Genomic DNA, 14,295 nt, shown 5'->3' with positions numbered 1-14,295 from the left:
ACGCTTGGGCGCGCCATGCGCGCCTGCCTGCCCGGCTAGCCGGACGCCCATTTCAAGGAGACGCCAATGACCGCCATCGTGGACATCATCGCACGCGAAATTCTCGACAGCCGCGGCAATCCCACCGTCGAGGTCGATGTCCAGCTGGAAGACGGCGGCTTCGGCCGTGCGGCCGTTCCCTCCGGCGCCTCCACCGGCGCGCATGAGGCGGTGGAACTGCGCGACGGCGGCGCGCGCTATCTCGGCAAGGGCGTTGAAAAGGCGGTCGACGCGGTCAACGGTGAGATCTTCGATGCCATCGGCGGGCTCGATGCGGAAGACCAGCTCAAGATCGACGAGGCGATGATCGACCTCGACGGCACGCCCAACAAGGCGCGCCTCGGCGCCAACGCCATCCTCGGCGTGTCACTGGCGGTCGCCAAGGCCGCCGCCCAGTCCGCCGGCCTGCCGCTTTACCGCTACGTCGGCGGCACCGGCGCGCGGCTTCTGCCCGTGCCGATGATGAACATCATCAACGGCGGCGCGCATGCCGACAATCCGATCGACGTCCAGGAATTCATGATCATGCCGGTCGGCGCGCCGACCTTGCGTGATGCCGTGCGCATGGGCGCGGAGGTGTTCCACACGCTCAAAAAAGCGCTGAAGGATGCGGGCCACAACACCAACGTCGGCGACGAGGGCGGCTTTGCGCCCAACATCGGCTCCACCGACGAGGCCATCGGTTTCGTGATGAAGGCCATCGAAAAGGCCGGTTACCGTCCGGGCGAGGACATGTTCCTGGCGCTCGACGCGGCCTCCACCGAATTCTTCAAGGACGGCAAGTATCACCTCGACGGCGAGGGCAAGGTGCTCGGCCCGGACGAGATGGCTGCCTATCTCGCCGATTTCGTCAATCGCTACCCGATCATCTCCATCGAGGACGGCATGGGCGAGGACGACTGGGCCGGCTGGAAAGCGCTGACCGACATGGTGGGCGACAAATGCCAGCTCGTCGGCGACGATCTCTTCGTCACCAACTCCACGCGCCTGCGCGAGGGCATCGAGAAGGGCGTCGCCAACTCCATCCTCGTCAAGGTCAACCAGATCGGCTCGCTGACGGAAACGCTCGACGCGGTCGAGACGGCGCACAAGGCCGGCTACACGGCGGTGATGTCGCACCGCTCGGGCGAGACCGAGGACGCGACCATCGCCGACCTGGCGGTCGCCACCAACTGCGGCCAGATCAAGACCGGCTCGCTCGCCCGCTCCGACCGGCTCGCGAAATACAACCAGCTCATCCGCATCGAGGAAGAGCTGGGCGCCCAGGCCCGCTACGCCGGCCGCTCGATCCTCAAGGGCTGAGCGGAAAAGGGCGGCCACGCGCCGCCCGGCCTGGTTTTGCTGCGAGACTGATGTGAAAGCCGCCGGAGAAATCCGGCGGCTTTTTCGTGTGTGCCCGGTCGACCCCGACGGGCAGGGGAACGGCGATCCCCCTCAACGGCTCGATGTGATCACTCTCTCAGCCGCAAACCACGAACGCCCCCGGCTCCCCGATCCCGGGTCGCGGCTGTGCCTTGCCCGGGATGACGCCGGGGCGAAATCGTTGTGCGCGTCAACACCTTACATCCGGAGCCGTCATCCCGGCCGAATGCAATGAGAGCCGGGATCGGAGAGCCACCGATCCCACCGTGATGCACCGCCGACGCACCCCCACGGAGGTCATCCCCGACTTGATCGGGGATCCATTGGCACCCGTATCGGTCGGGAGAATCCTCTGCGATTGCCGCTCGCCCCGCGCTGACTTCCGCCGCTCTGGAACCGATTGGACACCAGATCTCCGGCTGCGCCTGCGTCCGGTGTGACACAGATGGGGGCGGTGTGTCCAAACGATCTGCGGCCTATAAGGCCGCCGACAAGAAAGGTATGTCGCACCACTCTTACGATACTGACGACACAATCACCGCTGAACTAGCGGTAACCACCAACAGCGGACAGATCAATACAGAATCGCTCGCACGTTCCGACCGACCGGCTGACGGAAGATGCCCGATTGATACGATTCGAGGTGGAAATAGACGCACAAGCGCGCAAAGTGTGGCGTGCTGTGGCTGAACCACAAGTCTGGAGGCAGTCCTACCATGCTCGCGACTGCACTACTTATTGTTTTTCTTCAGCGGACTTTGTACTTTCTGTGCGAGCACGGATGTGCTTCAGAAGAAATCGTGAAATGCCAGGAGCTGTTCCTTCCCGAATTTCCTTCGACGGAACCAACTTGTCTGTTGGGTTAAAGGCGAGTTGCTCCAGAACAAGCGCTGCGATTTCCTCCGCGTATTGCGGTGCCTGTTGTTTAAAACCTTCAACCGCAACCGCCATGGAATATTTATAAGCATAGTGCTCTCGCAGCCTGAACAAAGAAGAGTGCCGGATTGCAGCAAACGAGACAAGCCAAGCCGCGGGAAGCAAGATTGCGACACGAGAAAGAACTTGTCCGAAGTACTTCCAGCCACTGTCTGCAGGAGTAATCGCAAAATCTGCTGCGGAAAGTAGCAAATTCGGAAAAATTGCAGTAAGTATGGGCGAAATTATTGGCAGGGTAACAAAGGCCAGCAACGGAAGAGCTGATATCATCAGGAAAACGATCCCAACGTAAAATGCTCCACGAGCCCATCGAAGCTCTGAAGTGAGTTCATTCTTTATGTTTGAAAAGTTTGATGCAAGTCCGGCAACTGTAGCCGATGATAGCATCTGTTCCGACCTCTCAATCAGCCTTGCGACGTCCTCTCGTTGCTTGTCGAATGAACTAATGAGTTCTTCGAGCTTTGCTGTTCCAGTGGAAAATTTTTCTTCTCGTTCGTCAATTTGTTTTTTGAACTGATTGAAAATATTTTGATATGATTCGACTGATGTCTGTAGATTTTCAGCCTCTGTAGAGATCGCGTGAATTGATGCCTTCTCTTGCGTTGCTTGCGCTAGATATTCTGAAATTGTTTTTCGATCATTGTCACCATCATTTTTAAGCCGCGTTATTTCTGCAAACTGAGTTTCTGCATTCGTTTCAATTTCTGTTATTTTACTCTTAGAGACAGAGACTTGTTTGATGGACTGTTTGAGGGTTGATATTTGATCATTGGTATCATCAATGACCGTTGACAGCGCATTCGCAGCAGCTTGGAAGCTGTACGATGCTCGCGGTTTAAGAATAAAAAGGCTTTCAAAAAATCGCTGCAGCAGCAACTCGCACGTGTTGTGCAAGGTTTTGAATTCTCCCTGCATATTGTTATTATTACCGTTTCTTGCGAGCGCATGAAAACTTGAGTAGTCAAAAGATTGCAGGCCGCCTTGAGAATTTTTTATGTTTTCTATACGATTTATAATAGTTAAGATTGCTTCTTCCGTTTCTTCTAGTGATTTCTGTAGATTAACTAGAACCGAAAGAGGTGCGAGGTTTGGTCGAGTGGCTTTATCGAATTCTGTAATTATCCCGCCGGCTGAATGAATGCGAGACACAATTTGTGATACAGAACTATCAGTTCCTCGAATTGGCTTTTTCACATCGAAGGGGTGACTGTTAATGTCTTCAAAATGTGAGAGAGAGTTAAGTAAATTTTCTGCTTCTATAGAAAGAGATTCAGATTTTTCTATGATGGTCTTAATATTATTTTTGCGCACAACAGTATCCAATCAAATTTTGACGCGTTTGTTTTTCTTCGTTATTTCGCTTCCAAATTCATTGGGAATTCATATTTCAAAAATCATGTATTCCTTCCTGAGAAGGCAACAGTTCAAGCTACTACGCCCTCCGAAATTAGCCGGTCATCGAAAATGGATTTCAGTGCGCCGATGAAGTTTAATCTCATTTTATAAACAATTACCGATACCCACCATAGCTGCAACCCCTCACCACACAAACCCCAGCGAAATCCCCCCGACCAATATCAAACTCACCGCCCAGACCAGATCCAGATTGAACCAGCTCCTCGACAGGAACCGCAGGCCGAGCCAGTGGTAGACGCCGGCGGCGATGAGGCCGCCGGAGAGGGCCATGGCGAGAGTGTGGGCGGTGGCAACAGTGAGGGCGATGCCCGCATTGCCCGTCATCAGGCTGGAGGCGGCGGCGTGGCCGGGATCGGTTTCGATCGTCCGGCAGATGCCGAGATAGATCGGCACCAGCATCAGCCCGGCGCCATGGGCCATGGCGACGAGGAAGGACCAGAGCGCAAGCCGTGTCGGCGGCACGCGGGCGAGAAAACGCGGGTGCCTTCGGTTGATCAGCAGATAGAGCCCGAGCGCGATGACGAGACAGGCGGCGGCGATGCGGATTTCGCGCTGCCATTCCACCAGCACCAGAAGCGCGGAGAAGGGGAGCAGGATCGCCGTCATGGCGAGAAGATGCCCGCCGGCAAGGGCCGCGAGAGCCTTGTAGAGGCTCGCGCGCGAGCGGTCCATCAGGGCCGCGGAGACGGCGAGCGGCCATCCCATGCCCGGATTGACCCCGTGATAGATGCCGGAGGCGACGACGGCGCCCCAGAGCGCCGCCGCCGTGTCCATTTCCGCCACGCGTCAGACGGAGGGGTAGCAGAAACTGTCGGTCGAACAGTCGCCGCCCTCCAGCCGGATCTGGTGGCTGCGGTAGCCCTTCGGGAAGTCGATGTAGAAATCCTCGGCGAGCGTCAGTCCGCCGCTCTCGCCGACGTGGGCCATGACCATCTGCCCGCCCTCGTCGTCGGGATAGAACTGGTCGTCCCAGGTGGAATAGAGCGAGTTGGTCCAGTAGACGCGCTTGCCGTCGCGGCTGACCTCCACCATCTGCGGGCCGTAGGCGAAGGGCTTGCCGTTCGGGTGCGGCGTGCCGCGCGCGATGCCGCCGATCTCCACCTTGCCGGCAAGCGTCGGGTTCATCGGGTCGGAGACGTCGTATTGATGCATCTCGCCCAATCCCCAGCAGGCGACATAGAGATATTTGTCGTCAAGGCTGAGGTCGATGTCGGTGACGAGCGGCGGCACGGCCGCGAAGCCTTGTAGCAGCGGCGGCAGGTTTTCCGCCGCTTCCGGGCGGGGATCGATGGTGAGGGTCTTCTTCGCCTCGAAGGTGCCGTCGGGTTTGCGCCACCAGGTGAAGATCGCGCCCTGCAGGTTGGTGGTGTCGACGACGACGCCGCAAAAGCCGTAGTCCTTGGCCGGGTCGTGGGCCGGGCGGATTTCCAGCGCCATCTGGTGGTTTTCGCCGAGATCGATGGTCTGGACGTTGCGCCGCTCGCGCAGGTTCCAGAAATGGATGCTGTGGCCGTATTTGTTCGACAGGAGATCCTCGGCGACGATGCCGTTCTCGAACTGCGGCGGCAGGCCCCATTCGGAGCTGATCATGTAGTCGCGCGGGAGGTTCCACCAGAAATCATAGTGCTTGTCCTGCGCGCCCCGGTCCATCTCGTAGCGGCCGAGGATGTCGAAGGTCTCACAGTCCATGATGAAGATGCCCGGCGGCCCGTCGGTCCCGTCCTTGCCGCCGCCGCCCAGCGTCGAGACATAGATCCCTTCCGGCCCGCAATGGATGGTGTGCGGGCGCGAGTATCCCGTCTTGGCGAAGACCTCCTCCGGCTCGATGATCTTGTGGATCTTGGCCTTGAGCGGCTCCTTCACGTCGATCACATAGATGCGTGAGGAGCGAATGCCGGGAACGATCAGGTAGCGGCGTTCGAGAAAGGCGTGGCCCGTGAGCGGCGACAGCGCGGAGGAACAGGCGTTCCAGCCGAAATGGTGAAACTCGTCGCCGGTGTTCGGCATGATGAGCTGGTGGACGATCTCGCCGTAACTCGGCGATTTCGGATCGACGTCGACGACGGCGAGCCCGTCCGGCTGCGATGCGTCGGGGCTCAGCATGAGCGTGAAGGCGAGCGTTTCCGCCGGCGCCTGCATGGCGAGTTTCGGGGTCGCGTGAAATGTGGGGTCGGGTCTCAACGTCATTACCGGCTCCTCCCAGGATCTGGCCAGTGTCTGGGCGCCAGGTGTCTTTTCGACGTTTTTGCCAGCACCCGAAACGCGAGTGTGGCACAGTTTTCACACGTGGAGAAACGATCTGTTACGCTAGGGAAGGCGCGGCCCGGAGGGCTGTTTTCCGGAGCCGGTCAGGTTTCGGAGCGCGGAGTGGGCTTGCGCTGTGGGTTGACGGATTGCGCCGCGCGGGTCAGCCCGTCTTCGTCTCGTGCGCGTGCTTTATCGCGGCGGCGAGGGTTTCCGGCTTTTCCGCCCCCATCACCAGGAACCGCTCGTCGATGATGAAGGCCGGAACGCCGGTCACGCCGATCTCGCGGGCCTTGTCGAGATCCTTGCGGATCTTGTCGATGTCGGAATCGGTCGGCAACAGTTCCGCCACAAGATCCGACATCATGCCGACGTCGGCGGAGGCCTGGATCAGCGTCGCGCGGTCGGTGAGATCCGCGCCTTCCAGGAAATAGAGCTGGAACAGTCGCTCGGCCATTTCGCTCTGCGCGTTGTCGGCGCGCGCCCAAAGGATCAGGCGGTGGCAGTCGAGCGTGTTGGGGGACACCTTGATCTTGTCGAAGGCGAAGGGAATGCCTTCGGCCGCACCCGCGTCGCGGATCGGCGCATAGATTTCCTCGGCCCGATCGGGGCCGCCGAATTTCTCGTTCAGATAGCTCTGGCGGTCCTTGCCCTCGCGCGGAATCGTCTCGTCGAGCTGGAAAGGCAGCCAGCGCAGCTTGACCGGAATTTCGGGCACGGTGGCGAGCGCCTTTTCCAGGCGGCGCTTGCCGATGTAGCACCACGGGCACATGACGTCGGAGACGATATCGATGTGCATCGGGTCTGCTTGATCCATTCCGCTGTGTCCTTTCCGGCCGTTCGGCTTGTCGGTGTCCCTCGGGCCATCGCACGCAAGGCGCGCACGGCGATTAGGCGAAGCTGGTGGAAGCGAGGATCGCACCGACGCGACGCGTCAGGCCGGCGGCGGCCTGCACGTCGCGCAGAACGATCCTGTCGCCCAATTCCTCCACCCTAGCAACAAAATCCTCCTCGCGCGATGCGGCAAGGAGGGTGGAGCGCACAGGATCGCCCACGACCGGCGCGAGCGGATCGTCGTTGGCGGCCGCCGGACGCAGCGGCGCGGGGTGGAGATCGGCAAGCGTCATCAGGAGCGGGACGCGCCCGCGTCGGCTCAAAGCTTCGCGCAGGCGCCCGAGATAGGCGTCATGGGCGGCGCGCGACAGCAGCGTTTCCTCTTCCAGATAGACCGCGCGGAACCGGCGCAGCGCCGCATTCGACAGCGCCCGCCGCGCGCCGGCGGCGAGAAGCGCGCGCAGTCGGACGCCGAGATCCTCCGGGGCGACATCGCGCCGGACCACATCGTTGCAGCCCGCGGCCAGGAGCGTTTCGATGTCTTCCACGGTTTCGGCCATGGCCATCACCGGCAGGCTGACATGGCGCGGATCTGCGCTCACCCGTTCGATTACATCGAGCGCGCGCGCCGTCGGCATGTCGATGAAAAGGGCGCGACTGCCGGCTTCCTGTAGTCGCCGACAGACGGTTTCGGCCGCAAGCACGCCGGTCAGGTTTGCGACAAGGCCGGCCCGCTCGAGCGCGGCACCCGCCTGCTGCCCAAGCCCCGCAACCATCAGTCCGCCGGGCCGGTGAGGGGCTGCAACGGTTTCCCCCGGCAAGGCGCCGAGCGTCATGCGGCGCAGGCGGGCTTCCTCCATGCGCACCGACTGCCGGATGGTCTCGCGCAGACGGGTGGCGAGAAGTGCAGGCGAGGTTTCCGGGGGGAGGAACGCATCGGGCAGACGCCTCCAACCGGTGTCCGCGCCCGTGCCCGCACGGGTGGCAACCACCAGCGGCACGTCGACACCCTCCGCGCGGATGCTCTCGCGCAAGCGCTCGATCCGGGCCACGACTTGCGGGTCCGGCCCCTTGCCGGCGACCAGAAGCAGGGCATCGGGGGCGGTGCGCGTTGTCGACCAGATCTCCTCGGCCTCGGCGAGGTCCGGCACGGGGCCTTCCGGCCAGGCCGCGCGCAAGGCGTCCGCGCGCTCGACCGATTGTGCGCCCGTCGCCGCAAGCGCGATCACGGAAGCTGATGACACGTCGTCGTGCTGCATGGCGCTCAGGCTACCGCTGCGGCGCGACCCTGGTCGACGCGCAGCGCCAGGGCGGCACGGTCGACCGTTCCGTTTTCCCGGCGCGGCAATGCGGCGAGCGACAGGACGCGGTGCGGGATCTCGCCCAGGCCGGCGCATTCGGCATCGAGATAGGCGAAGAAGCCCTCGACATCGAGCATCAGGCCGCGCTGCGGCACCAGGGCCGCGTAAAGCCTTGCACCGAGAATGCCGTCCTCCACGAGGAAGGCTGCAGCTTCTTTCAGTCCCGGAAAGGCGCCGAAAAGAGCATCGAGGGCGGGCAGGGAAGCGACGCCGGGAAACGAGGTGCCCGGCATGCCGAAAGCGGCGATCCCGTTGTCGTTCTGGCGCAACGCCAGCAGCGTGTCGACATAGCCCGCCTTGTCGGTGGGGATGCGCACCTTGCAGGCCGGCCAGGCGCTGTCGGCCACCATCGCGCCACGCACCTTGAGGGTGTTCGGCTGGTTGTCGGTGTCGACCGCGATCTCGAGCAGCGCCGGGCCGTTCGCCGCCGTGGAAGGCGACATCACACGTCCGGCGCCGAAGGAGCGGGGCAGGGCGCTGCCGTCGCGCTTGCGCGCAATCATCGCGAATTCGTCCGCGATGTGAATGTCGGTCACGTCGCGGTTGGTCTGGTGGTGCGTGGCTGCGGGCGAATGGGCGTTCCACACCGGCACGATGCGGCAGTCGCCGTTGGTCATGCGTCGTTCCAGCTGCGGCATCAGCGAGCCGGGACACAGGACCATGTCCGCGTCGACCGCGTCGGCATGGGCCGCGAGCTTGCGCAGGGAGCGCGGATGGTGGAGGTGCAGCGTTCCGCCGCTCAACAGCCAGGGCATCAGGCCGGCGCCGATCCCGGCCATGCCGGTGAGCGCATAGGGCACGACGGCGACCGGCGCCTGGGGCAGCGAAAGTTCGAGATAGGGCATCAGGCCCGCCGCGATCCACTGGTTGTGGCTGCGTGCGATCGGCAGCGGCTCGCCGCTGGTGCTGTGGGTCCAGGTCAGGGTTGCCACGTGATCGGCGGCATTGGGGTCGCGCCGGCCGGGGGGCGGCGTCATTTCCGCCGGAACCTCCTTCAGCACTTCGGCAAGCTCGATCAGCCCGTCGGCGACCTCGGTTCCAAGACCGAAAACGAAGCGCAGCGAGAACATCTCCGCCGCGGTGTCCCGGGCCTCGTGGCCGATGTTTCGACCGCCGAAACCTTCGCCCGCAACAAGTGCCTTGGCGCCGGCGCGCGACAGGGCTGCGAGGACGTTTTTCTGGCGCCAGTGCAGCGGCAGCGGGGCGACGACCAACCCGGCGCGCAGGGCGGCCAGAAAGGCGATGACCGCTTCCACCGTGTTGGGGCTTTGCAGGCCGACCACATTGTCGGGCGTGAGGCCGACGGCCGCGAAGAAGGCGGCGAGCCGGGAAATTTCCTCGTCCGCCTCGGCATAGGTCAGCCGGCGGGGCGTGCCTTGCATCGCGTCCGCGCGATCCTGCGGGTCGCACAGGGCGAGACGTTCGGGATGTGCGGCTGCGGTCTTGCGGAACAGGGCATCAAGCGTCACCCGTCCCCAGATGCCGCTTTGCCGATGCGCTTCGATGGTTTTTTCCGGTGTGAGTATCATTGTGCGTCGTCCACAATCTGTTCGCCGCCGTCGGCGGCCCACCATGCCTCAAAACGCGGTCCGAACACGGGATGGTGTTCGGGACGCAGGATCGTCTTCCAGCGGGCCACCCAGACCTCGGGAAGATGAAACAGCGGCACCGCATAGGCGCCGGAAATCAGGACCCGGTCGAAAGCCCGCACAGCAGCGACGAAATTTTCGCTGTCGCGGGCGGCCAGCATCGCGTCGATCATCGCATCGGCCGCCGGATCGCGCACGCCCGCGTAGTTGAAGGAGCCGTCCTGACCGGCGGCAGCGCTTCCCCAGCGGTAGCGCTGTTCGTTGCCCGGAGACAGCGACGCCGGCCAGTTGTTCAGCACCATGTCGAAATCGAAGGTCTGACGCCGGCGCTGGTATTGGGCGCCGTCGACGCTGCGGATCTCGGCGTCGATGCCAATCGTCTTCAGGACCCGTTGATAGGCGAGGGCAAGTCGCTCCTGATCCTTGGTCGCCACCAGGACCTCGAAGGCAAGCGGCGTACCGTCAGGGCCTTTCATCGTGCGCCCGTCGATGGCGTATCCCGCCGTCTTCAGCGCACCGACGGCGGCCCTGAGCACCTTGCGGTCGCGACCCGACCCGTCGCCCTGCGTCGGCCGCCAGGTCCCCTCGACGACATCGTCGGGAAGGTCCTCGATCCAGGGCGCCAGCAGATCCCGTTCCAGCGCATTCGCCGGGCGGCCGAGCGAGGAGAGGACAGAGTTGTCGAAATAGCCGCCGGTGCGGGCGTAGAGGTCGTAGTAGAGTGTGCGGTTCACCCATTCGAAGTCGAACAGCATGGCCAGCGCCCGACGCACGCCTACGTCGGCGAAAACCGGCCGGCGGGTGTTGAAGACGAAACCGTACATGCCCGCCGGCGTTCCGAGCTCAAAGGTCTCCTTGACGACATCGCCCGCCTCGACGGCGGGAAACGAAAGACCGGTGACCCAGCGCGCTGGGTCGGCGACGGGAAGGATCGAGACCAGCCCCTTCTTGAAGGCTTCCTGAAGCGTGTTCTCATCGCGGAAATATTCGATCCCGACCTCGTCGAAATTGTAGAGGCCCTTTCGGATCGGAAGGTCCTTCGCCCAATAGTCGGGATTGCGTCGATAGACGATCCGGCTGCCGGGATCGACCTCCTCCACCCGATAGGGTCCGGAGCCGACCGGCGGGGTCAGGGTGCTCTTGTCGAAGGTCTCCGGATCGATGGTGTGACGGGCGAAGATCGGCGACAGACCCAGGAGCAGCGGCAATTCACGGTCGCTGCCATCGGCAAAGACGAAGCGTATGGAGCGCTCGCCGGTCTTGTCCATGGAGACGATGCGCGAATAGCGCGCGCGGAAATGCGGACGTCCCTTGTCGCGCAGGATCTCGAAGGAAAAGATCACGTCCTCGACCGTGACCGGCTTGCCGTCGGAAAAGCGCGCCTGCGGATTGAGAGTGAATTCGATCCAGTCGCGTTCCTCGGGCATGCGCACCGATTCGGCCAGAAGCCCGTAGAGCGCGAAAGGTTCGTCCATGTTGCGCTCGAGAAGGCTCTCGAACACCAGCGCGCCGAACCGTGCATCGCGCAATCCGCGCGCCGATGTGGTTCCGCCCTGAACGATGAACTGATTGAGACTGTCGAAGGTGCCCTGAACGCCATAGGTGATGGCGCCGCCCTTGGGAGCATCCGGATTTGCATAGGGCAAGTGCTTGAAATCGCGGGCCAGGGCGGGTTCGCCATGCATGGCAATGCCGTGGGCGGGCGCGGGGGGCTGCCCGTCGGCGGCGACAGCGGCAGACAGCAACGTGCCGGCGACGGCGAGCGCAAGCGGAACGCGGCTGCATGCGCGGAGAATCAGCAACATGTTTCGTGACCTTGGCTTCATGGTTTCCTTGTAGCGTGCAATCACTTTGGTATGGTTAACAAGGCGTCAAAAATCCGGTCGGCATCCTCACCGCCGACAAGAGTGCGTCCGGTTCGCGCGCCCGGCGGCGGCGGGAGCCGCACCGTCGAGTTTCGCAACGAATCCGATGGTTCGCCTGCGTCTCTTTCTGGATATTTGCCGCGCTTGCCTGTAAAGATGCGCGCGTGACCGTCTGGGCCAACGTCTTGCCGCATTCGTTGCGCACACGGTTGGGTCATATGGCACGACAGAATTTTCGGCGCCTGCAGGCGGAAAACGTTCGCCACGCGCGCTGCAACGACACCAGGGACTTAGGGACGCATTGTATGGCTGAGAGTTTCAAGAACCGTTTGATGGGCATGTCGCTTGCCGCCGCCATGGCGGTTGGGGCAGCGACCGGCGCAGCCGCGCAGACCGTTGAACCTTCGGCGGACACGCCCTGGGTCAAGCTCTGCAACACGGATCCGGAGTCCAACAAGGAAATCTGCATCGTGACGCAGGAGCTGCGGACCGATACGGGGCAATTCCTTGCCTCCGTCGCCGTGCGCGAAATTGCCGGCGAAGCGCGCAAGACGCTGCTGGTCGCCGTTCCCCCGGGCATGCTGATCCAGCCGGGCCTCCGGGTGCAGGTCGACGGCGGCAAGCAGAGCGAAGCGAAGTACAGCATCTGCTTCCCCAACGCCTGCTATTCGGAGCTGGTGATCGACGAGGGGTTCGTCAATTCGATGAAGGCGGGCGGGAACCTCATTCTCACGACGCTCAACCAGCAGGCCAAGCAGGTTCCCTTCCAGATGACGCTGACCGGCTTCACCAAGATCTATGACGGTGATCCGATCGACGCGGCCGCCCTTCAGCAGAAGCAGCAGCAGCTTCAGTCGGAACTGCAGAAGCGCGCCGAACAGGCCCGCCAGAAGCTGATCGACAAGCAAAACGAGGCAACCGGCGCGAACTGATCGCGACACGGGTTTCCGTAAAATGAAAAGGCCGCCGGAGCGTTGCTTCCGGCGGCCTTTTTCTTTGTTGTGAGAGGATCACACCGACGACGGGACGTCGGATTTCAGCCCCGGTCAGTGAAGCTCGACATCGCGGGGCAGATAGGATCCGTCGTCCTGCTGTTCGAAGATCTCGTCCACCTGCGGGTGACGCACCGGTTCGCCCGTCTCGTCAGGCACGAGGTTCTGCTCGGAAACATAGGCGACGTATTCCGTCTCCGCGTTTTCAGCGAGCAGATGGTAAAAGGGCTGGTCGCGCGCCGGGCGCACGTCGTCGGGAATGGATTCCCACCAATCCTCGGAGTTGGAAAACGTCGGATCGACGTCGAAGATGATCCCGCGGAAGGGGTACACCCGATGACGCACGACCTGACCGATCATGAATTTCGCGGTTCGCATCTTCATCTTTGTTCAATTGCACATTGCCCTGCGCATACGCTTTTGCACGGCGCGTGACAAGCCGTCATGCCCCCGTGAAGCCGAGTACGTTCCGCGGCCGGCGGCAAAAGCCCGGCAGCGGACGGGCGTGAGCCGACGCTACAAACCGTAGAGTTCGGCCAGATCCGGGTCCTTGGCGGCGACGATGCGTGCAAGATCGACGATTACCTTTGCCTGCTTCCAGGTGGCGTCGTCCTGCATCTTGCCGTCGATCATCACCGCGCCGGTTCCGTCGGGCATGGCCTCCAGGATGCGCAGGGCGAAGGCGACTTCCCTCGGCTCCGGGCTGAACACCCGCTTGGCGATGTCGATCTGGTTCGGATGCAGCGACCAGGCGCCGGCGCAGCCCATCAGGAAGGCGTTGCGGAACTGGGCCTCGCACGCGGCGGCATCGGAAAAATCGCCGAAGGGCCCGTAGAACGCCTTGATGCCGGCGGACATGCAGGCATCGACCATCTTCGCCACCGTATAGTGCCACAAATCCTGCTGATAAGCGGTGCGGGAGGTCGCGCCGGCTTCGTCGGACAGAACCGCATAGTCGGGATGACCGCCACCGACCCGCGTGGTCTTCATTGCCCGTGACGCCGCGAGGTCGGCGGGGCCCAGGCTCATGCCGTGCATGCGCGGGCTTGCCGTTGCGATGGCGTCGACGTTCTTCACGCCCTCGGCCGTCTCCAGAATGGCATGCACCATGATCGGACGGGTGACGCCGGCGCGGGCTTCGAGCTGCGCAAGAAGCTGGTCGATGTAGTGAATGTCCCAGGGACCTTCGACCTTGGGAAGCATAACAACGTCGAGTTTGTCGCCGACCTGGGTGACGATCTCGACCAGGTCGTCCAGCACCCAGGGGCTGTTGAGGCAGTTGATGCGTGTCCACAGACCGGTCGTCTTGAAATCGGTCTCGCGCGCCATCTGGATGAAGCCCCGGCGCGCGGCCTCCTTCTGATCGGCGGGGATGGCATCTTCCAGGTTGCCGAGCACGACATCGACCTTCGAGACGAGGTCCGGAACCTTGGCTCGCATCTTTTCCACATGCGGGGGAACGAAGTGGATCATGCGCTCCAGTCGCACGGGCAGGTCGCGCAAGGGAGCGGGGGCGCCGATCGCCAGCGGTTGATAAAACGCGCGCGGTGTCTTCAAGTCTTCCTCCCGATACAGGTTTTGATCGGAGCCGGCGCGGCCCGCTCCTGTCATTGCGGAGAGACTAAACGCAAATTGCTGCAGTGCATATAGATCATGG

The 14,295-nt window shown here is 62.4% G+C and carries 12 protein-coding genes; 3 read left to right on the top strand and 9 right to left on the bottom strand.

Features of this window, described 5'->3' with window-relative positions; all coding sequences use genetic code 11:
* Window positions 1-66 precede the first annotated feature (66 nt).
* Together eno and G572_RS25810 are read left to right on the top strand one after the other, a co-directional pair.
* Window positions 67-1,341 carry a phosphopyruvate hydratase gene (eno, locus tag G572_RS0101875; RefSeq protein ID WP_029057035.1) on the top strand — a complete coding sequence of 425 codons (1,275 nt, stop codon included), beginning with the start codon at window positions 67-69 and terminating at the stop codon, window positions 1,339-1,341.
* 516 nt (window positions 1,342-1,857) lie between these two features.
* A complete protein-coding gene (locus tag G572_RS25810) occupies window positions 1,858-2,091 on the top strand; it encodes a hypothetical protein (protein ID WP_281168742.1) in 234 nt (77 codons plus the stop codon).
* 45 nt (window positions 2,092-2,136) lie between these two features.
* Here G572_RS25810 and G572_RS26165 read toward each other — a convergent pair whose 3' ends face one another.
* The 7 genes from G572_RS26165 to G572_RS22070 all read right to left on the bottom strand — a co-directional run bounded on the left by G572_RS26165 (window position 2,137) and on the right by G572_RS22070 (window position 11,586).
* Entirely contained in the window at window positions 2,137-3,660 is a 1,524-nt protein-coding gene (locus G572_RS26165; RefSeq protein WP_156884455.1) for a hypothetical protein, read from the bottom strand.
* Between the two features lie 216 nt (window positions 3,661-3,876).
* Window positions 3,877-4,527, bottom strand: coding sequence for a hypothetical protein (locus G572_RS0101870; RefSeq protein ID WP_425423410.1), 651 nt, complete (start codon window positions 4,525-4,527; stop codon window positions 3,877-3,879).
* A 12-nt stretch (window positions 4,528-4,539) separates the two neighbouring features.
* Window positions 4,540-5,940 carry a selenium-binding protein SBP56-related protein gene (locus G572_RS0101865; RefSeq protein ID WP_029057033.1) on the bottom strand — a complete coding sequence of 467 codons (1,401 nt, stop codon included), beginning with the start codon at window positions 5,938-5,940 and terminating at the stop codon, window positions 4,540-4,542.
* A gap of 220 nt (window positions 5,941-6,160) precedes the next feature.
* Window positions 6,161-6,814 carry a DsbA family oxidoreductase gene (locus G572_RS0101860; protein ID WP_029057032.1) on the bottom strand — a complete coding sequence of 218 codons (654 nt, stop codon included), beginning with the start codon at window positions 6,812-6,814 and terminating at the stop codon, window positions 6,161-6,163.
* Window positions 6,815-6,887: 73 nt separating this feature from the next.
* Window positions 6,888-8,090, bottom strand: a complete 1,203-nt coding sequence (locus tag G572_RS0101855) for a hypothetical protein (protein ID WP_029057031.1) — start codon at window positions 8,088-8,090, stop codon at window positions 6,888-6,890.
* A gap of 5 nt (window positions 8,091-8,095) precedes the next feature.
* Entirely contained in the window at window positions 8,096-9,721 is a 1,626-nt protein-coding gene (locus G572_RS0101850; RefSeq protein WP_029057030.1) for an AMP-binding protein, read from the bottom strand.
* The gene (locus G572_RS22070) at window positions 9,718-11,586 is read right to left on the bottom strand and encodes an extracellular solute-binding protein (protein WP_245566135.1); all 1,869 of its coding nucleotides are present in this window, start codon (window positions 11,584-11,586) and stop codon (window positions 9,718-9,720) included. Before G572_RS22070 ends, G572_RS0101850 begins: the two co-directional genes overlap by 4 nt.
* A gap of 365 nt (window positions 11,587-11,951) precedes the next feature.
* Here G572_RS22070 and G572_RS0101840 point away from each other — a divergent pair, with 365 nt between their 5' ends.
* Window positions 11,952-12,578: an invasion associated locus B family protein gene (locus G572_RS0101840; RefSeq protein ID WP_029057029.1), complete on the top strand. Its 627-nt coding sequence runs from the start codon at window positions 11,952-11,954 to the stop codon at window positions 12,576-12,578.
* A gap of 114 nt (window positions 12,579-12,692) precedes the next feature.
* On the opposite strand, the gene hspQ is transcribed toward G572_RS0101840, so the two are convergent.
* Together hspQ and G572_RS0101830 are read right to left on the bottom strand one after the other, a co-directional pair.
* Window positions 12,693-13,016 (bottom strand): heat shock protein HspQ, encoded by a 324-nt coding sequence (hspQ, locus tag G572_RS0101835; RefSeq protein ID WP_029057028.1) that lies wholly within the window; start codon window positions 13,014-13,016, stop codon window positions 12,693-12,695.
* A gap of 138 nt (window positions 13,017-13,154) precedes the next feature.
* Window positions 13,155-14,195 (bottom strand): HpcH/HpaI aldolase/citrate lyase family protein, encoded by a 1,041-nt coding sequence (locus G572_RS0101830; RefSeq protein ID WP_029057027.1) that lies wholly within the window; start codon window positions 14,193-14,195, stop codon window positions 13,155-13,157.
* Window positions 14,196-14,295: the final 100 nt, after the last annotated feature.

This window comes from Stappia stellulata DSM 5886 (assembly GCF_000423705.1).
Lineage (GTDB): Bacteria > Pseudomonadota > Alphaproteobacteria > Rhizobiales > Stappiaceae > Stappia > Stappia stellulata.
This window is presented reverse-complemented; position numbering and strand designations above follow the sequence as displayed.